Genomic DNA, 19,441 nt, shown 5'->3' with positions numbered 1-19,441 from the left:
TTGCTTTTTTTATGTTGAGGTATTTACTTAAAACACAAATTGGATAGACAATATGACTGCTATTGCAAATAACAACGTGGTTTCATTCCACTACACACTAACAAATGCTGAGGGTGAAACACTTGATAAATCTCAAGGTGAGCCACTTACATATTTGCACGGCGCAGGTAACATTATTCCTGGTCTAGAAAAAGCTTTAGAAGGTAAAGTTGCTGGTGATAAATTCAAAATCACTGTTCCTGCTTCTGAAGGTTATGGCGAATACAACCCAGATTTAGTACAACAAGTTCCTGCTCAAATGTTCCAAGGCGTTGAGAAAATTGAGCCAGGTATGCAGTTCCAAGCACAAACAGATGACGGTGTACAAATCGTTACTGTAAAAGGTGTTGAAGGCGATACAGTTCTTGTAGATGCAAACTTCCCACTTGCTGGTCAAGACTTAACATTTGATGTTGAAGTTGCAGAAGTACGTGAAGCAACTGCTGAAGAAATTGAGCACGGCCATGTACACGGTGCAGGCGGTCACCAACACTAAGTTGGTTTCTTCTAAAAAAAGCAAAGCGTAAGCTTTGCTTTTTTTATTTATATCCATCTAAAATATAAATACTAACTTTCAAATAAAATAAAAAATGACTAGAAACTTATTTTGGTTCCGCCAAGACCTACGTGTAAATGACAATGCAGGCTTATGGCATGCGACTCAAAACAACCGAGAATGCCTTGCCCTCGCCATTATTTCTCCACAGCAGTGGCAAAGCCATGATGATGCACCAAGCAAAATTTACTTCTATTTACGCCAACTTCAAAACATCCAAACGGAATTAAAACAGCTAAATATTCCCTTAATTATAAAAACTATTCCATGGTGGGAAAATATTCCTACATATATCGCTTCACTCTGCCAAGAACTAGATATTGATGCAGTCTATGCAAATACCGAACTACCATTTAACGAACAACAACGAGATACTCACGTCACAACGGCTTTGGCAAAATTAGAAAAAAGCATTCATCTATTTGAAGATCGGACACTTTTCCCAACACAAAGTATTCGCAATAAATCAGGCGAACCCTATAAAGTATTTACAGCTTTTAAAAAAACCTGCTATGAACGACTCAGTATCTCTATACCTAGATGCTATCCCTTACCTAAAACTCAAATAAAAGTAGATCTCGGCAATATTGAAAATGAATCTATTACAGACCTTATTTCTGAGTTTAAACATGATAAAAACCATCTTGCATTCCAACTAGAAATTAGTGAAAAAATCGCACAGAAAAAACTACATGACTTTATAAAATATAAAATAAGCCATTATGATGAAAAAAGAGATATACCTAGTATAGATGGTACAAGTCAGTTATCTCCCTATCTCAACATTGGTGCTATTTCTGTACGCCAATGTTTAGAAGAAGTTCTCAAAGACAATGACTATATCTTTTCAATAAAAAGTAAAGGACAACAGGTATGGGTTGATGAGCTTTTATGGCGTGAGTTCTATCAACATATTATGGTTGATTTTCCACATATCTCTAAACATCTGCCTTTTAAAAAAGAAACACAAAAGATTCAATGGCGGAATAACTCTGATGACCTAGCAAAGTGGCAGCATGGTGAAACAGGTATTCCTATCGTCGATGCGGGTATGCGTCAACTAAAACAAACGGGATGGATGCATAATCGTGTACGGATGATTTGTGCAATGTTTCTGAGTAAAAACTTACTGATCGACTGGCGAGTCGGCGAAAAGTGGTTTATGCAAAATCTGCTCGATGGCGATCTTGCTGCCAATAATGGAGGGTGGCAATGGTCAGCTTCTACAGGAACAGATGCTGTTCCTTATTTCAGAATTTTTAACCCAGTCACACAGTCACAACGCTTTGACCCTACAGGTGAATATATTCGAACATGGATACCTGAGCTTCGACACCTAGACGACAAACAGATACACGCAAAGGCACAAGTATCTGGCTACCCTCAACCTATGGTAGATTTAAAGGCAAGTCGTGAGCGTGCTTTATCGGCATTTAAGAATATTTAAAAATTGCGAGTAGCTCTTAGCTACTCATTTCATCTCTTTTGAATACAAGTTCTTTTGAGCTTGAATTGGCTGCATCAAAATAATATCTATCTACAGCAAATGCTTTCAATCCTTCAACTTGATCAATCTTATTTTCCAACATAAAGCGTGCCATCAGACCACGTGCTTTTTTTGCATAAAAGCTAATCACTTTATATTGCCCATTCTTTTGATCAAGAAACACAGGTTTAATAATATCTGCCTGCACTTTTTCAGTTTTTACCGCTTTAAAATACTCATCTGAAGCGACATTCAATAAAAGTTTAGCATTTGCACTTTCTAAATCTTGATTAATAACTTGTGTAATGCGATCTTCCCAAAACTGATACAAGTTAGTACCACGTTCATTGGATAATCGTGTACCCATCTCTAAACGATAAGGCATCATTAAATCAAACGGGCGTAATAGACCATACAACCCTGAAAGCATTCTAAAATGAGTTTGTGCATAAGAAAGGTCAGCATCCGATAAACTATATGCATCTAGGCCTGTGTAAACATCACCTTTAAATGCAAAAATCGCTTGGCGAGCATTAGAAAAGTCAAAATCTTTTTGCCAATCTCGAAAACGCTCTACATTCAACTGAGCTATTTTTTCACTGACACTCATTAAACTCGCAACTTGTGATGCCGAAAGCTGACGACAAACATCAATCAATTTTTCAGACTGATCAAGCAATCTTGATTGTGTAAATTGATCTGTTGGCAAAGGTGTTTCATAATCTAGTGTTTTTGCTGGGGAAACAAGCGCTAGCATTGTACATCCTAATCATTATTTTCTCTGATATAACTATAACAGTACGTTATTTTGAAAGCCAATTTGTGTTTTTAATGACAATTATCGGTATCATAAGCCTTTCTTTTCAAACACACATACAAAGTTTATGACAGATACAATCTTTTTAGATGGCCCAGTAGGTAAAATCGAAGTATTTGTAGACTATCCAGAAGGTACTGCAAAAGGATTTGCCGTTGTATGTCATCCCCACCCTTTACAAGGCGGTACGCCCCACCATAAAGTCCCTGCACTTATGGCACAAATTTTAAAAGAACGTGGCTGTGTCGTCTACCGCCCAAGCTTTAGAGGTTCAGGACAAAGTGAAGGTACTCACGATGAAGGATTTAGTGAAACGGAAGATATTTTATTCGTCATTGAATATGCTCGCCAACAAAACCCTGACCTGAGGTTTTTTGCAGGGGGCTTCAGTTTTGGTTCGCATGTTATGGCAAAAGCGTATCATACATTAGATGTACAATTGCGCCCTGAACAGCTCATATTGTGTGGGCTACCAACAGCAACTGTTCAAGGCTTAAGACATTATAAAACACCTGAGATTAGCGGTGATATCTTACTCATTCATGGTGAAGCAGATGATGTAACTTTACTTTCTGATGCTATTGCTTGGGCAAAGCCACAAAAACATGCGATTACCATTTTCCCTGGTGCAAATCATTTTTTTACAGGCTACCTCAAGCAAATACGCACTGCGATGCAACGTTATATTCAGCTTTAGATAAAATAAAGACCAATCATATGATTGGTCTTTTATATTCTTAGTCATTGCTCACAGCATTGCTACACGATTCATTTTGCGCTTTATGCTGTGTTACGCTCTTTTTTTCTTTCACCATATAGGCAACAGTTAAAAAGATTAACCATACAGGTAGCATAAATACTGCAACGCGCATCCCTTCAGAAAATAGCATAATGACTAAAATACCAACCATAAAAGCAATGGTTAAATAGTTCGTAAACGGATAACCAAAACTTTGGAACTTACATTTATAGTTTTGTGCAGCTTTTGCTTTACGAAACTTCAAATGAATTAGAGAAATCATTACCCAGTTAATAATAATCGCAACAACAGCCAATAACATTAATAAAGAGAACGCTTTATCTGGTACAAAGTAGTTAATTGCTACGCACCCTACTGTACACAGTGACGAAAATGTAAGTGCCTGTACAGGAATGCCTCGACCATTCACTTTTCCTAATACTTTAGGTGCATTTCCTTGTTTTGCTAAACCAAATAGCATACGACTATTGCTATATACACAACTGTTATAAACAGATACAGCAGCTGTTAGCACCACAAAGTTTAGAATACCCGCCGTCAAGTCACTATTGAGTGAGTGGAAAATCATGACAAACGGACTACCACCTTCAGCAACTTTGTTCCAAGGGTATAAGCTAAGTAAAACAGTAATTGAGCCTACATAAAAAATAAGTACACGATAAACAATCTGATTAACAGCTTTCGGTAGTGTTTTTTCAGGCGATGCTGTTTCTGCTGCAGATATACCTAAAAGCTCCAAACCACCAAATGCAAACATAATGACTGCCATCGACATCACTAAGCCATGTAAACCATTTGGGAAGAAGCCGCCAAGTGCCCATAAGTTTGTTACTGTCGCATGTTCGCCGCCTGCACCGCTGACTAACAGATAAATACCAAAACAGATCATGCCCAAGATCGCAATAATCTTAATACAGGAGAAGATAAACTCCATCTCACCAAAGAATTTTACACTCACAAAGTTAATGGCATTAATCAGTGTAAAAAATATGAGTGCTGAAGCCCACTTAGGAAAATCTGGCCACCAAAAATTGATAAAGACACCTATCGCACTCAGCTCAGCCATTCCCACAAGAATATAGAGAATCCAATAATTCCAACCTGAAATGAAACTTGGCAACTTTCCCCAATAATCAAAAGCAAATTGGCTAAATGAACCGCTTACTGGATTTTCAACAATCATTTCACCCAATTGACGCATAATCAAAAAGGCGATTAATCCTGCAATTCCGTAACCTAGAATAACTGACGGCCCTGCCAATTGAATCGTTTGTCCAATACCTAGAAAAAGCCCTGTACCAATTGCACCACCTAGTGCAATAAGTTGGATATGTCTACTGGATAATCTTTTCTTTAAATGATGTTCTTGATCTTGCATCATGTTCAGCCCACATATTTAATCACTTTAATTAAATACAATATTCATGCCAAAATAGACAAAAAATGATCATTTATTTCTTAAATTGGCTAAAAAATAGGATTTAAAAGCATTATTTGATTAATTTACAAACAGAAACATACCTACCTTCATATTCATTTTCCAAAAAATTTGCTTATTCGTTTTTAAATCTTCTAGAATGCAAACTTTATAACTTTGCAAGTAGATGACCAATGAGTGCACAACTTGATCAATATGACTGTAAAATTATTCATCATTTACAACAAAATGGTCGTCTTACAAATCAAGAACTTGCTGAAATGGTAGGGTTATCTACATCTCAATGTTCACGTAGACGAATACTTTTAGAACAGAAAAATATTATTGCTGGTTACTATGCACAAATATCCCCTATCGCAGACCCCACTCCAATCACGGGCATTATTGAATTAAAAATTACCAACTATAATCATGAAAATTATGAGAATTTTATAAATTTTGTTCAAATAACATCGAGTATTAAAGATATCTATAAACTTACAGGACACTATGACTTTCTCTTTAAAGTTGCAGTAAAAGACTTCAATGAAATGAGTCAGCTAATTTCACGCCTTTCATCAAATGAGTTTTGTGTCTGTAACCTTAATACATCAATTGTTCTAGAAAAACTTAAAGAAAATTCAATCACTTATTAATCATATTTATAAAAAATCAATATTTTAACAAGCTACCTCTAGCACCTAGAGACTATTATATATTTGCACCAATTAGGTGCATAAAGAGCATAAATGCACCAATAAAACACATTACTTTTTAACTAAATTATTATTTTTATTCGTATTTTTTAAAAACTCCAAGTATTTTAATTTATTAGGATAATTATTCAGTTTTTAATATAAAATGGGCGACTATCCCTAAATGGCATTAGTTTTGCATAAATTATGTAAACCCGTGTTTCACCTATTATTTAGAGAGCGCCTATTATGAGTACAGAAGCCAAACAAAATGAAAATGTTCAACCTCAGGTTGCACCATTATCACCCATAGATGAACATACAAAGTTTGAAGATGTACTTGCCATGCTTATGGGTACATTTGTACTTTCATTTGCCCTTAACTTACTTCAGTTTTCAGGTATTATGACTGGCGGTACAGCAGGTTTAGCTTTACTTATTCATTATATTACAGGCTTAAAGTTCGGAACAATTTTCTTCTTAATCAATATTCCTTTTTATTATTTTGCTTATAAAAAGATGGGCATTGCATTGGTAATTAAAACCTTTATTGCAGTTGGTCTATTATCATTATTTTCAGAAGTGACCCCTCAATTCTTTCATATAAAAGATCTTAATCCTTTCTACTCAACCATTGTTGCAAATATTCTTATGGGTGTGAGCTTTCTTATGCTCTTTCGTCATCGCTCAAGTTTAGGTGGCATCAACTTATTGGCTCTTTTTATACAAAGCCAATATAAAATTGCCGCAGGTAAAGTACAAATGGGCATCGACATTTCAATTTTAGCTGCATCTGCTTTCTTCGTCGGTTGGCATGTATTGGGTGTATCTATTCTTGGTGCAGTTATTTTAAACTTCATTATTGCAATGAACCATAAACCATCTCGTTATATTGCATAAAAAACTCCCTTGAGCCTTATATTCAAAAATGTAAGGTTCAATACCTCTCTTTCATTATTTTGCATAAATTAACAAACCTGAACCATTGAATATGCTTATATAAATATCATGCAGTCACTAATCTATTCATAATAAACTTGCTGACCTATATAACTATGAAAAAAGCTATTCATATTTTTGGTGCTCGCCAGAACAACTTAAAAAATATTTCATTAGATATTCCTAAACACCAAATTGTGGTCTTTACAGGTGTATCTGGCTCGGGAAAATCCTCATTGGTTTTTGAAACCATTGGCGCTGAAGCACAACGGCAAATTAATGAAACACAAGATAGTTTCACGCGTAATCGTTTAAAGCATATGGGTCATGCCGATGTCGATAAAATTGAAAACCTCAATGTACCTCTCATTATTGATCAGAAACCCTTATCAGGCAGTATTCGATCTACAGTCGGAACTGCCACAGACATATATGCAAGCTTAAGGCTACTTTTCTCCCGATTAGGAGAACCTTTTGTTGGCTACTCACAAGTATTTTCGTTTAACCATCCAGATGGTATGTGTCCTCAATGTGACGGAACCGGTTTTGAAAACACATTAGATATCTATAAAATTTTAGACCAAGAAAAATCCTTAAATGAAAATGCAATTTTATTTCCAACCTATCAACCTGAAGCTTGGCGCTGGCAAAGATATGCTCACTCAGGATATTTCGATTTAAATAAGAAACTGAAAGACTATACACAAGAAGAGTGGGATTTACTGTTATATGCACCACAGCACAAACCCAAGCACCCAACCAAGGAATGGAAAAAGACTGCTCTTTATGAAGGTCTAGTAACTCGTTTTGAACGTAACTTTATGAAAGGGCAAGCACAAGAAAAAAACAGATATAAAGCCCGACTCGATAAAATTATTGAAACCAAAGTTTGTTCATTATGTCATGGTCAGCGAATTAAATTGCATTCTTTAGAGTGTAAGATTAATCATAAAAATATCGCTGAATGCTCTGCTCTACCTGTCAAAGAACTCATTCAATTTATAGATAATATTGATGCACCTAAGTACGAAGTTTTACTCAATGAAATTAAACAAAAGCTTCACTATCTCATGCTTGTGGGACTAAGCTATCTGAGTCTAGATAGAGTAACAACGACCTTGTCAGGTGGTGAAAGTCAACGCATCAAAATGGTAAAGCATTTGGGAAATAGTTTAGTCGATTTGATGTATATTTTTGATGAGCCAAGTGTTGGGCTACACCCTCATGATTTAGAAAATATTATTCAAATCATCAAACAGCTTAGAGATAAAGGAAATAGTATTTTATTGGTCGAACATGACCCCGATCTGATTAAAATTGCTGACCATGTCATTGACGTAGGCCCCCAATCAGGGATATATGGCGGAGAAATCGTTTATGAAGGTGACTTTAAAGCACTCAAAAATGCTAATACACTTACAGGTCAGTTCTTTGCAGAAAAGAAATTTATAAAAACACATCCTAGACCGTCTAAAGATGTTATTTCTATTCATCATGCCAATGCATTTAACCTTAAAGATATTTCCGTTGATATTCCTAAAAATGTATTAACTGTTGTTACAGGTGTTGCAGGCTCTGGTAAAAGCACACTCATTGGCAAAGTATTATTAGAGCAATATCCTGAAGCAAAATTTATTAATCAATCCGCCATTATGGCAAGTGTCCGTTCAAACCTACTCACCTATCTTGACCTATCAGATTACATTAGAAACCAATTTGCACAGGCAAATGATGTGAGTATTAAGCTTTTTAGCTATAACAGCGAAGGGGCTTGCCCTCACTGTAAAGGTTTAGGTATAGAAAAAATTGAACTGGCTTTTTTAGATGATATCGAAATTATTTGCGAAGTATGTAATGGTACAGGTTATAAGCCTGAAGTTTTACAATATAAGTATAAAAATAAAGATATTACAGAGATTATGAAACTGACCGTTAAGGAAGCAGCTCACTTTTTTGATGAAGCAAAAATTCAAGAAAAATTATATCTACTCATTGAGCTAGGTCTAGATTATTTATCACTTGGACAACGTTTAAATACACTGTCTGGTGGTGAAAGACAAAGATTAAAACTTACCAAAGAATTAAAACAAAATGGTCATATCATTGTCCTTGATGAGCCAAGTACAGGGCTTCATCCTTCAGATACATTTAAACTGATTGAACTTTTAAGTTATATGGTAGACCAAGGTAACACCGTTATTACGATTGAGCATAATCTAGATATTATGACACAAGCAGACTGGATTATAGATATTGGGCCATTTGCAGGTCGTGATGGTGGGCAACTTATCTTTTCAGGATATGTAAAAGACTTACTCAAAGTAGAAAAATCTTTAACAGGTCAATACCTTACCCAATATCTCCAAAACTCATAAATTATTTATTTAATTTTGCTTGCATTGGGTTATTTAATACAATGAGTAAAAATATGGTGGGCGTTGCAAACACCCACCAACTGATAAAACCAATAGAAAGCCCATACTTTAATGTGAGTAAATAAAAGCTGAAAAGAAATAAAATCCATGACAGCATTTTAAATAGTCTTGGGTATTGATATACCAACTTAAATTGTACTTTCTTCTTTTTCTGGTTTAATAAAAATAGAAAAAAGAAGCCAATATACATTCCGAGAAACACAATACATAGACTCATATAAACTTTTCCCTACTTTGCATATTTTTTGAATACTTGATGCTTAATCAATTTAATTTTCATTAAAACAAATAGAGCAAAAAGTCCCATTATGAAAATAACGCTATCTACTCCAATATATTCCAAGTAATCAGATAGATGCGCTATATAGTTCAATGAGAGAAGACGTGAAATATTTACAATTGGAAAAATTAGAGAAAGTAAAATAAAAATAATGAGATAGACTTGCCACAAATATTTTTCAGAAAGAGAAAATGCTGTGATTAAGACAACTAACCATACATAAAAAAATGTTGAAATTTCTAAATTTGGTGAAGTCATATGAGATAGCGTATATATACGATTGCTATAAAAATATGCCAAAATAGAAACAGGTAAACCCACTATAAAACTCACATTTAATCGATTTACAAGGTAATGCCCAAAATGGAATATATTACTTTTATTTTTTAATTGTCTTTTCAAAGTCCATAGCAATAGCCCCGATGCAATCATCAAACAACCTAATATCCCTGAAATAAATAATGCAATACGTAACAAAGGTTGTGCAAAAGGTGCCATATGTAGACCGTAGATCGCGCCATATACTTTTTTCACAGCGCTTTTATCGACAGATTTTGAAATAACCTCTCCTGTCACACCAGATAAAACCATTTGTGGTGGTGTTAAAGTAATGCTTTTATCTTCCTTTTGTTTGACAACAATTTGGCTTACCGTCGTAAAAGGGTCTTTTACTTCAATACTACCGATAATAGGATTATTCGGCCAATTCTTTGATATTTTATCTTGGATTTCTTTTACATCAATCATATTTGATGATTGAGGTAAGCCTTGTTTATCTTTTACCTGAGATGATGCATTTAACTCATTAAAGAAATCTAAACTTTTATTCCCATAATACTTTTCAATTCCTAAAGGCAAGTATAGATAGAAAAATATGGCAAGCCCTGTAAAAGTAATCATTAAGAAAAATGGCAGAGCAATCACTGACACTACATTATGAAAATCTAACCAAGAACGCTGGGATTTAAATGTACGTAACGTAAAAAAGTCAGTAAATATTTTTTTGTGTGTAATCACTCCTGAAATAAGTGCAATTAACATGATAAATGCAGCAAAACAAACAATCAGTCTCCCAACGAGAATGGGAAAACCAAAAAGTTGAAAATGAAAATTATAAAGAAAATCTCCACCTTGCGTCGGCGATAGATGCGATTCTTGCCCTGTATTTGGATTGAGTGTTTTAAATATAAATCCTTCTGATTTTGTTTGGATAAATATCTGATTTACAGGATGATCTTCAGATGCAACTTGGATATACCATGACTGACTTTCCTTACCATGCTTGGCTGCATATTCTAAAGCACTGTGTATGGCTTGCTCTTGAGTAAAGTGTGTTTGGTTCAACTCAGGTTGCATCCATAAATTTATATTATCTTTGTAATACGACAGCGTACCTAAAAGAAAAATCGTAAAAAGTAACCACCCTAGAAGTAATCCAACCCAAGAGTGCAACCAAGCCATTGATTGACGTACTGATTTATACATACTGCATCACACAATAATTTGAGCAAGTCCATAAAATATGAATATCATAACAACACCATATAAGACGGTCTTTTTCACTGATTGAATAATAAAAATACTAAGAAAAAAAATAATGAAAAATAAAATCCCTAACATCGCTGCTAAAAATATTGCTTCAGCAGGTGGTATAAAATGAGTCAAAGCAATGGTACTTACTAACGTAAAGTACCGAGTAGAGATATAACCCAAGATACATGCAATAAATATACGACATGTGATACTTAGCCTATATTTCACTGCATGTTCTTGCATATTCATGGACTACTTCTTAAAAATTAAAATTAACTGATAAGTTATAGTTTGTTGGCTCACCATAAAAACCTTGGCCATCTTTCAAGCCAGTTAAATACTTTTCATTGGTAATATTATTTACATTCAATTGAAGTTTTAAGTTTTTATTGACTTGGTAACTTGTCATTAAACCAATAAGTGCATATGCATCTTGTGTAATTAACCCTGCATGTGAAGCAGATGCAGGATCATGAATTGCACTTTGCCACTTGATACTTCCACCAACTTTCAGTTTTGGATACTGTGGAATGGTATAGGTCGTTAAAATATTAAATGTTTGTGTCGGATTATATTGGCGTGGATTAATTCCATTCTCTAGATTCTTCAAACTAAATTTTGTATACCCTGCCGACACATCGAGTGCATCTGTTACCTTCCCAGCAATTCCTATATCTACTCCTTGAGAACGTACTGTACCAAGTGGTGAATGATATAAATTATCTGAAACACTGAATGTTGGTGAAAGGGCAAAATTGTTTTGCTCGGTTCTAAAAACAGATAAATAACCTGTCAGCCTATTATCTAACCATGCACTTTTCACTCCCATTTCATAGCTTTTACCTTCCACAGGTACTGCTGTTTTTCCTGTAGAAGAGTCAATTACCGTTTGTGGTCTAAAAATAGAGCTATAGCTGATGTATCCCGTATAAGTTGGCGTAAAGTTATAGGTAATACCTGCATAAGGAAGTGTTTTATTTTTTATATAATTCCCTCTTGAGTTAATCTCAGCATAATTGACACCCAATAAAACTTTTAAATCATCAGTTAAATGAAAACGTGTTGCACCATATAAAGAACGTAAAATTAAAGCTGTGGTTGGATTAGGTGTATTTGCACCCCATGTCTGAGATTCTGGTGACCAACTTGCTAAATCAGTTGTATATACACCTAAACTGCTCCCATAAGCATTGCTGTTCTGTGTGACATTCTGAGACCATGAATAACCAATATTTGCTTCATGCTTACGACCAAATAAGTTATATGTGCCGCTCGTATTTAAATTAAATGTACGATCTCTGTATTTTTGGTTATAAATATCAGGATACAGATAGATCCCTGACGTATTGTCAGTTGCACTCGGATTACCACTCAAATACAACATCTGATCTTGAATTTTAGAAATACGTTCATCGTAATTGAATTTAGCAACCCAATCACCCGCAAGTTTTTGTTCTAAACTTGCAAAATAGTTATTAATCGACCAATCATAATATGCCCATGAAGGTGCATAGTTATAACTACGTGAGTAGCTTAATTGTTGACCTGCTGAGTTTGTAAGTGGTAAGGCACCCCACTGTGAACCATTTGTTAATTGGTTGGTCTTTGAGTATCCCACCGATGCAGTTGTTGAATCTGTAAGATCAGCATCAACGATAAGTTGTACACCATTTTTTTCTTCTGAGTATTTATCTAAATAGGAGTTACCCGCTTTTTCATAGCCAACTAACCGTGCACGTACACGACCATCCTGTGTCAGTGAGCCTGAAACATCAGCTTCGTAACGCTGCGTATCCCACGAACCATAACTTACTCCACCCGATGCCTGAAAGTCTTTCGTTGGTTTTTTTCTAACATAATTAATTGTCGCACCCGGATCGCCTAACCCATTGGTTAATGCATCTGCACCTTTAATGATTTCAACACGGTCAAATAAATAACTATCAGGATCCCAAGTATTGTAGTTATAGCTATCGACCTGTGGAATCCCCATACCATCATATAAAATATTTGAAATATCAAATCCATGAACGGTATAAGTTGTTCTATTCGTTTCAAGTCCTGTAACTGTAACACCCGGTGTATTATTTAAAATATCTCTTGTCGTATTTAAGCTAAAGTCATCTAATTGCTGTCTTGTCACTACATTAATGGTCTGCGGTGTTTCTTTTACAGATAAATTTAAATGTGTTGCACTGCTACTATTTTCCACAATATAAGATTTTGTCTTTTCAGAACCTTCCTGCCCTGATTTTGTATTGGCTTTAATAGAAAGCGTTGGCAAAAGCATACTCGTCGATGACTCATCATTTGCATGCGTCAATGGAAGATAAAGAATTCCTACTATTGCAACACATAGTTGCTTTCTCATAAATTGCATTTAAAGATTACCCAAAACATAACAAATGTAAATAATTATCATTATATCTACCATTTTTAGTTAAATTATGGATTTTTTAAAATTTTGTATGCTATTAAATAAAAATAATTTCTCTATTTATTTAAATATATCTCTTTTATATAAAAATATGATTCATAAGTCACAAATTAGTGTGTGTATAAAAAAAGAGCCAGTATTTAACTGACTCTTTTTTATGCATAAGCTAAACTTAGTCGATTGTCTGAATACTAAATCCTGCTTCATTTGTTAACTGTGTAAACGTAGGAAAACTCGTTGCTACAGTCTCCGTACCATGAATCGTAATTGCTTCACTTGCACGCAATCCTGCAATACTAAAGCTCATTGCAATACGATGGTCATGATGAGATTGAATATCCGCACCTGTAAAAATAGCATCCCAGTGACCAGCTTTCCCTTTTCCTTCAATTACAATACCATCAGCTGTCGGTTCACACTCAATACCCATGGCTTGCAAACCATCTGCCATCACTTGAATACGATCTGACTCTTTCACACGTAGCTCTGCAGCACCTGTAAGTACAGTTCGTCCTTCTGCACAAGAAGCTGCAACAAATAATGCGGGGAACTCATCAATTGCCAATGGAACTTGATCTTCAGGAATATGTATTCCTTTCAATGTCTGTGTACCACGAATACGAATATCCGCAATAGGCTCTCCACCTGCAATACGTTCATTTTGAACTGTAATATCTCCACCCATTTGTTTCAGAATTTCAATTACACCAGTTCGCGTTGGATTAATACCAACTGCCTCAAGCGTAACATCAGAGTCCTTACAGATTGCAGCACCCACCATAAAGAATGCAGCAGATGAAATATCAGAAGGAACTTGGATATTTGTTCCGACTAACTTACCTCCACCCACTAAACTAATCTTATTGCCTTCTGTTTTTACTTCATAACCAAATGCACGCAACATACGCTCTGTGTGATCACGTGTTGGCTCAGGCTCAGTCACTGATGTTTCACCTTCTGCCCATAAGCCTGCAAGTAAAATACCTGATTTCACTTGGGCAGATGCCATAGGTAATTCATACTGAATACCTTTTAACACCTGTTTACCTGTAATGCTTACAGGAGGCGTACCTTTTTCACCTGTGGTCTGAATCTGTGCACCCATCAAACGTAATGGTTTAGCAATACGCTCCATTGGACGTTTAGATAAAGAAGCATCACCTGTCATGACAGTATCAAACTGTTGAGCAGCAAGCATGCCCGAAAGCAGACGCATACTTGTCCCTGAGTTACCCATGTATAATGCTTTTTCGGGAACTTTCAGCCCTGACATTCCTACACCATGGATGGTTACATTACCATTTTCAGGGCCTTCGATTTTTACGCCCATGTCCTTAAAAGACTGTAACGTTGCTAAAGCATCTTCACCTTCTAAAAACCCTGTAACGTGGGTTGTACCTTCAGCAATTGCACCAAACATAATTGAACGATGCGAAACCGATTTATCTCCCGGTATAGAGAAAGTGCCCTTAAACTGATGTTCTTTCGGCAAAATTGTAAATTTCTGAGTCACTAATTCTTTCTCCATTACAGTTTTTTTAGCGAGCATATGATTAAAATGTTGTCTTGCAGCTTGGGCATGCTCTAATAATCCCATTAAAGCCTGAGAATCATCTTCTTCAATCAGATGACGGATTGCTTTTAATTGAGTCTCAAACCCATCCACTGCATTTAAAATTGCTTTTTTATTTGAAAAGAAAATATCGTGCCACATTTGTGGGTCAGAGGCTGCTATTCTTGAAAAGTCTCGAAACCCACCCGCAGCATAACGAAATATATCTAAATTATCTTCACGCGTTGCTAACTGTTCTACCAAGTTAAATGCCATTAAATGTGGCAAATGACTCGTATGTGCTAAGACTTCATCATGCTTTTGAACATCCATACAAATGACTTCAGCATCGGCTGCTTGCCAAAGCTGTGTAAGCTTTTCTACAGCCCATGGAGCACTAGTTTCTAAAGGAGTCAAAATAACCTTATGCTGTGCAAATAAATCTACCTTACCTGCATGCACACCCGTGTTTTCACCGCCTGCGATAGGATGTCCCGGCACAAAACCTTCAGGTAATTCACCAAATACTGCTTTTGCAGCCTCGACAACATTGGCTTTCGTACTGCCCACATCAGTCAAAATCGTATTTGGACTTAAATATGGCTGAATCATTTTTAAAACATGCTCAGTTGCACGAACAGGTAAAGCCAGTACAACGAGATCAGCAGCCTTTACCGCGTCTATTGCATCCGTATATCCCGCATCAATCAGACCCAATGCTTCAGCATCTTGCAATGTCTTTACAGATCTCGTCGAAGCAACGATTTGTCTTGCCAATTTTTTGGCACGAATTACACGTGCCAAGCTCGAACCAATCAGTCCTAACCCAATAAAAGCAACTTTATCAAATAATACAGATGTCATATCAGCACACCTGTTTCTTTTAAAAACACGATCAATATCCTATTCACAAAACTAAGCTCTAAATTACAGCAAGTGGGTATGAACCCAAAATACGTAACTCTTTTACAAATGGGCGAATATCTTCAATCGCGGCTTTAACATTTTCTTGGTCTATATGCCCTTCTAAATCAACAAAGAAAACATATGTCCATTTTTCATGTAAGTCAGGTCGGGTTTCTATACTTGTTAAACTAATGTTGTGCTTTGAAAAAGGTTCTAAAATTTGAAGTAAGGCACCTGAACGATTATGTGCTGAAATTAACAAAGATGTCTTGTCATTCCCACTCTGTGGAATTTTTTCACGACCAATTACCAAGAAGCGTGTTGTATTTTCAGGGTTGTCTTCAATATTGTTATGTAAAATTTCTAACCCATATGTACTTGCTGCTACATCTGAAGCAATGGCAGCAGAGTGCCATTCACTACGAATACGGCGCGCTGCTTCAGCATTAGAACTTAATGCAACACATTCAACACCGGGATAATTTGCTTCTAACCACTGACGGCATTGTGCCAATGCTTGTTGGTGTGCATAAATTTGTTTAATGCTGTCTTTACGCGTGTGTTCTGAAACAAGAAATTGATGATGAATTCTTAACTCAACCTCACCAATGACATTCAAATGTGATGATTTAAAGCAGTCTAATGTATGATTTACGACACCTTCAGATGAGTTCTCTACAGGTACAACACCATAGTGTGCAATGCCTGCTTCAACTTCACGAAAGATTTCATCTATCGTTGCGACTGGACGTACCACTGCATCTTGACCAAAATGTTTTAATGCAGCCGCTTGCGTAAATGTTCCTTCAGGGCCTAAAAATGCAATGCTTTGTGGCGCTTCTAGAGCTAAACAAGCCGACATAATTTCACGAAATAAACGCGCAACAGTTGCATCAGACAATGGGCCTTCATTACGTTCCATGACTTTACGTAATACTTGGGCTTCACGTTCAGGACGATAAAACAAAGGATTTTCTTCTTCTGCAAACTTAGCATGAGCAACAGCTTCTGCTAACTTAGCACGGCGATTAATCAGATGATGAATTTGCTGATCAACGCCATCAATATCTGAACGAATTTGCTCTAAATTCAAAGAAGGTTTGTTTTTACCGTCATGGCTCATTTCAAGTCATCCCACACATATAATAAATAAGCATTTCTACAAGTATAACCACATTCAAATCATAAGTGCTATTTGCATTTGCTAAAAAAATGCTCTTAAACCTGATATAACACACTAATCATTTAAAGAGTTTCATTTTATGAAGGTTTATAAACCATTAAGCAATGCATCCTTTTATATGTAAGCAACTACACGACATAGGGTATAAATAACAGTAATGACTTTATTAAACTGAACCTGATATATTAAAAGTAGATATTAAAGATTTTTTGTTTATGAATACAAAGCGTAATTTATATAAAGACTTAGAACATCCATTTGCTCAATATATCCGTATTATTGGTAAAGGAAAAACAGGATCACGCTCACTTACTCAAGAGGAAGCCTATCATGCATTCAGTCTTATTTTAGAAAAAGAAGTACTTGACGTTCAAGTGGGTGCTTTTCTGATGTTGCTTCGTGTGAAAGAAGAATCCATAGATGAGCTTACTGGCTTCGTTCAGGCCACAAAAGATAAGCTTAGCTTTTCACCTATAGAGGTCGATCTAGACTGGCCATCTTATGCAGGAAAACGTAAGCATTACCCTTGGTTTATTCTTTCCGCATTAACCTTAGCCAAGCATGGATATCGTATCGTTATGCATGGTGCTTCAGGCCATACGCTTAACCGTGTATATACAGAAGAAGTTTTAGAATATTTTGGTTTTCCTATTTGTAAAAACCAAGTAGAGATTGAACAAGAGCTTGATAAACACGCTTTTGCTTATATTCCTCTAGAACAACTTTCACCTGTTCTTGATGACTTAATTCAGCTTCGCAATGTTATGGGATTACGTTCTCCAATTCATACACTGGCTCGACTCATTAATCCTTTTAATGCAAAAGCAACCCTACAATCTATCTTCCACCCTGCATATAGAACCTCACATCAACATGCAGCTTTACAATTAGGCTATCAAAATAGTGCGGTTATTAAAGGTGAAGGTGGCGAGTTTGAAAGAAACCCTGATGCAAAAACTCTCATCTGCGGCATTCAAGATGGTCGACTATATGAAAATGAACTTCCTAAATTAACACCAGCACGAAGCCCTATAGAAGAAGAACTCAACCTTTCTGTATTTAAAGATGTTTGGGAGGGGAAAGTCCGTCATGAATATGGTGAAGTTGCAATTATTGAAACAATGGGTATTGCACTTTATACCATGAAACAAGCTGAAAGCCTTGCCGAGGCAATGCAAACAGCAACACACTTATGGGAAAATAGACATCAACAGCAAATTTAGGTAAATCGGATAGGTTGAGGAGATGTATCATCATCGCAAACATCTCCCTCTTTTTTCTTGCCTTTATCTATATATCCCGTTCTTTGTTCTTCTGGCAAGTGTGTATATTCCCAAGCCAATACAGCTTGCATACACGTTTCACGCTGCTCCTGTGAAAGTGCAACCCCATTAGGCCACTTCCCTATTTCTACGGCTGTTTTTAGTCGTTGTACAATTTCAGGGTCTAAAACAGATAACATATGCTCTATATTCATTCATCTTCCTGTTGCTGTAAGGCTTCGAAATCTTGATTCCATCCTAACTTCGTACGACAAGCCATATAAAAGTCATAACCTGGTGGATGAAGTAAGTTAAGTTTAAAAGGGTATTTACGGATATGTAATGATTCACCATCATTTAAAGAAACGCTTGGTTGACCATCCGCACTGACCATTGGCATCCAACGAGATTCTCTTGCTGTAATTTTTATTTCACTCTGATCACCAACAATAATAGGACGAGATGACAACGTATGAGGATGCATTGGCACAAGGGAAATTGCTTCCATACTCGGATGCATAATTGGCCCGCCACCAGAAAGTGCATAGGCTGTTGAACCCGTTGGTGTCGCAATAATTAAACCATCACTATGTTGCCTATAAACAAAGTGACCATCTATTTCAAGTTCAAAATCGATCATATGCACAGACTTACCCGAGTGCAATACAATGTCGTTTAACGCAATTGCTTTATATAACACCTGATCTTGTGCTCGAATTTCAAGCTCAAGTAAAAACCGCTTATCTAGTAAGAACTTACCTTGTAATACTTGATCAAGCTTCGCAAGTACTTCAGATGGTTTAATGTCGGTAAGAAAACCAAGTCGCCCACGATTTACGCCAACAACAGGCGTATTATATTTAACCAATGCACGTGCTGCGTGAAGTAATGAACCATCTCCACCTACGACAATGACTAAGTCTACAACCTCGCCCATCATTTTTCGACTAACCACTTGGCAATCCTGATAAGGCACAAGCGCTGCTGTTTCTTCATCAAAAATAGAATGTAACCCAAGTGTGAGTAAATGATCATGGATCAAACACAATGTACTCACTACAGCAGACTTATCTGGTCGACCAATGAGTCCTATATTGCGAAACGACTTATGGGAGATTTTCACTAAATTCAGCGCTCCGTACAA

Annotated in this window: 17 protein-coding genes; 7 read left to right on the top strand and 10 right to left on the bottom strand. The window is 36.2% G+C overall.

Annotated features, from left to right (window positions below; genetic code table 11):
• Positions 1-52: 52 nt before the first annotated feature.
• Together P256_RS11390 and phrB are read left to right on the top strand one after the other, a co-directional pair.
• Positions 53-535 (top strand): FKBP-type peptidyl-prolyl cis-trans isomerase, encoded by a 483-nt coding sequence (locus P256_RS11390; protein ID WP_023273835.1) that lies wholly within the window; start codon positions 53-55, stop codon positions 533-535.
• Positions 536-629: 94 nt separating this feature from the next.
• Entirely contained in the window at positions 630-2,042 is a 1,413-nt protein-coding gene (gene phrB, locus P256_RS11385; protein ID WP_023273834.1) for a deoxyribodipyrimidine photo-lyase, read from the top strand.
• 16 nt (positions 2,043-2,058) lie between these two features.
• On the opposite strand, the gene yaaA is transcribed toward phrB, so the two are convergent.
• The gene (yaaA, locus tag P256_RS11380; protein WP_023273833.1) at positions 2,059-2,838 is read right to left on the bottom strand and encodes a peroxide stress protein YaaA; all 780 of its coding nucleotides are present in this window, start codon (positions 2,836-2,838) and stop codon (positions 2,059-2,061) included.
• Positions 2,839-2,965: 127 nt separating this feature from the next.
• Here yaaA and P256_RS11375 point away from each other — a divergent pair, with 127 nt between their 5' ends.
• The gene (locus tag P256_RS11375) at positions 2,966-3,595 is read left to right on the top strand and encodes an alpha/beta hydrolase (protein WP_023273832.1); all 630 of its coding nucleotides are present in this window, start codon (positions 2,966-2,968) and stop codon (positions 3,593-3,595) included.
• 40 nt (positions 3,596-3,635) lie between these two features.
• Here the strand turns inward: P256_RS11375 and P256_RS11370 are convergent, their stop codons facing one another.
• On the bottom strand, positions 3,636-5,039 hold the full coding sequence (locus P256_RS11370) for an amino acid permease (protein ID WP_023273831.1): 1,404 nt from the start codon (positions 5,037-5,039) through the stop codon (positions 3,636-3,638).
• Positions 5,040-5,269: 230 nt separating this feature from the next.
• Between P256_RS11370 and P256_RS11365 the strand changes: the two genes are divergently transcribed.
• From P256_RS11365 to P256_RS11355, 3 genes are all read left to right on the top strand, one after another.
• Positions 5,270-5,731 (top strand): Lrp/AsnC family transcriptional regulator, encoded by a 462-nt coding sequence (locus P256_RS11365; RefSeq protein WP_023273830.1) that lies wholly within the window; start codon positions 5,270-5,272, stop codon positions 5,729-5,731.
• A gap of 288 nt (positions 5,732-6,019) precedes the next feature.
• On the top strand, positions 6,020-6,670 hold the full coding sequence (locus P256_RS11360; protein ID WP_023273829.1) for a YitT family protein: 651 nt from the start codon (positions 6,020-6,022) through the stop codon (positions 6,668-6,670).
• 155 nt (positions 6,671-6,825) lie between these two features.
• A complete protein-coding gene (locus P256_RS11355; RefSeq protein WP_023273828.1) occupies positions 6,826-9,084 on the top strand; it encodes an excinuclease ABC subunit UvrA in 2,259 nt (752 codons plus the stop codon).
• A gap of 1 nt (position 9,085) precedes the next feature.
• Here P256_RS11355 and P256_RS11350 read toward each other — a convergent pair whose 3' ends face one another.
• The 6 genes from P256_RS11350 to pheA form a co-directional block, all read right to left on the bottom strand.
• A complete protein-coding gene (locus P256_RS11350) occupies positions 9,086-9,361 on the bottom strand; it encodes a hypothetical protein (RefSeq protein WP_023273827.1) in 276 nt (91 codons plus the stop codon).
• Between the two features lie 12 nt (positions 9,362-9,373).
• Positions 9,374-10,909: a PepSY-associated TM helix domain-containing protein gene (locus P256_RS11345; RefSeq protein ID WP_023273826.1), complete on the bottom strand. Its 1,536-nt coding sequence runs from the start codon at positions 10,907-10,909 to the stop codon at positions 9,374-9,376.
• A gap of 6 nt (positions 10,910-10,915) precedes the next feature.
• Entirely contained in the window at positions 10,916-11,206 is a 291-nt protein-coding gene (locus tag P256_RS11340) for a hypothetical protein (protein WP_023273825.1), read from the bottom strand.
• 10 nt (positions 11,207-11,216) lie between these two features.
• Positions 11,217-13,337 carry a TonB-dependent siderophore receptor gene (locus tag P256_RS11335; RefSeq protein ID WP_023273824.1) on the bottom strand — a complete coding sequence of 707 codons (2,121 nt, stop codon included), beginning with the start codon at positions 13,335-13,337 and terminating at the stop codon, positions 11,217-11,219.
• A 229-nt stretch (positions 13,338-13,566) separates the two neighbouring features.
• Positions 13,567-15,810, bottom strand: a complete 2,244-nt coding sequence (locus P256_RS11330; RefSeq protein ID WP_023273823.1) for a bifunctional prephenate dehydrogenase/3-phosphoshikimate 1-carboxyvinyltransferase — start codon at positions 15,808-15,810, stop codon at positions 13,567-13,569.
• A gap of 58 nt (positions 15,811-15,868) precedes the next feature.
• A complete protein-coding gene (gene pheA / locus P256_RS11325) occupies positions 15,869-16,975 on the bottom strand; it encodes a prephenate dehydratase (RefSeq protein WP_023273822.1) in 1,107 nt (368 codons plus the stop codon).
• A gap of 275 nt (positions 16,976-17,250) precedes the next feature.
• Here pheA and P256_RS11320 point away from each other — a divergent pair, with 275 nt between their 5' ends.
• Positions 17,251-18,258 (top strand): glycosyl transferase family protein, encoded by a 1,008-nt coding sequence (locus tag P256_RS11320; RefSeq protein WP_023273821.1) that lies wholly within the window; start codon positions 17,251-17,253, stop codon positions 18,256-18,258.
• Here P256_RS11320 and P256_RS11315 read toward each other — a convergent pair.
• Together P256_RS11315 and P256_RS11310 are read right to left on the bottom strand one after the other, a co-directional pair.
• Positions 18,255-18,512 (bottom strand): YeaC family protein, encoded by a 258-nt coding sequence (locus P256_RS11315; protein WP_023273820.1) that lies wholly within the window; start codon positions 18,510-18,512, stop codon positions 18,255-18,257. The genes P256_RS11320 and P256_RS11315 overlap by 4 nt on opposite strands.
• Positions 18,509-19,420, bottom strand: coding sequence for an NAD(+) kinase (locus tag P256_RS11310; RefSeq protein ID WP_023273819.1), 912 nt, complete (start codon positions 19,418-19,420; stop codon positions 18,509-18,511). Before P256_RS11310 ends, P256_RS11315 begins: the two co-directional genes overlap by 4 nt.
• Between the last annotated feature and the right edge of the window lie 21 nt (positions 19,421-19,441).

It is taken from the genome of Acinetobacter nectaris CIP 110549 (assembly GCF_000488215.1).
Taxonomy (GTDB): Bacteria; Pseudomonadota; Gammaproteobacteria; order Pseudomonadales; family Moraxellaceae; genus Acinetobacter; species Acinetobacter nectaris.
The sequence above is the reverse complement of the archived record's forward strand: the minus strand, read 5'-3'. Positions and strand labels throughout refer to the sequence as shown.

Coding starts and splice junctions, on each gene's coding strand:
- P256_RS11390 (WP_023273835.1), top strand. CDS start 53: ATGACTGCTATTGCAAATAACAACGTGGTTTCATTCCACTACACACTA.
- phrB (WP_023273834.1), top strand. CDS start 630: ATGACTAGAAACTTATTTTGGTTCCGCCAAGACCTACGTGTAAATGAC.
- yaaA (WP_023273833.1), bottom strand. CDS start 2,838: ATGCTAGCGCTTGTTTCCCCAGCAAAAACACTAGATTATGAAACACCT.
- P256_RS11375 (WP_023273832.1), top strand. CDS start 2,966: ATGACAGATACAATCTTTTTAGATGGCCCAGTAGGTAAAATCGAAGTA.
- P256_RS11370 (WP_023273831.1), bottom strand. CDS start 5,039: ATGATGCAAGATCAAGAACATCATTTAAAGAAAAGATTATCCAGTAGA.
- P256_RS11365 (WP_023273830.1), top strand. CDS start 5,270: ATGAGTGCACAACTTGATCAATATGACTGTAAAATTATTCATCATTTA.
- P256_RS11360 (WP_023273829.1), top strand. CDS start 6,020: ATGAGTACAGAAGCCAAACAAAATGAAAATGTTCAACCTCAGGTTGCA.
- P256_RS11355 (WP_023273828.1), top strand. CDS start 6,826: ATGAAAAAAGCTATTCATATTTTTGGTGCTCGCCAGAACAACTTAAAA.
- P256_RS11350 (WP_023273827.1), bottom strand. CDS start 9,361: ATGAGTCTATGTATTGTGTTTCTCGGAATGTATATTGGCTTCTTTTTT.
- P256_RS11345 (WP_023273826.1), bottom strand. CDS start 10,909: ATGTATAAATCAGTACGTCAATCAATGGCTTGGTTGCACTCTTGGGTT.
- P256_RS11340 (WP_023273825.1), bottom strand. CDS start 11,206: ATGAATATGCAAGAACATGCAGTGAAATATAGGCTAAGTATCACATGT.
- P256_RS11335 (WP_023273824.1), bottom strand. CDS start 13,337: ATGCAATTTATGAGAAAGCAACTATGTGTTGCAATAGTAGGAATTCTT.
- P256_RS11330 (WP_023273823.1), bottom strand. CDS start 15,810: ATGACATCTGTATTATTTGATAAAGTTGCTTTTATTGGGTTAGGACTG.
- pheA (WP_023273822.1), bottom strand. CDS start 16,975: ATGAGCCATGACGGTAAAAACAAACCTTCTTTGAATTTAGAGCAAATT.
- P256_RS11320 (WP_023273821.1), top strand. CDS start 17,251: ATGAATACAAAGCGTAATTTATATAAAGACTTAGAACATCCATTTGCT.
- P256_RS11315 (WP_023273820.1), bottom strand. CDS start 18,512: ATGAATATAGAGCATATGTTATCTGTTTTAGACCCTGAAATTGTACAA.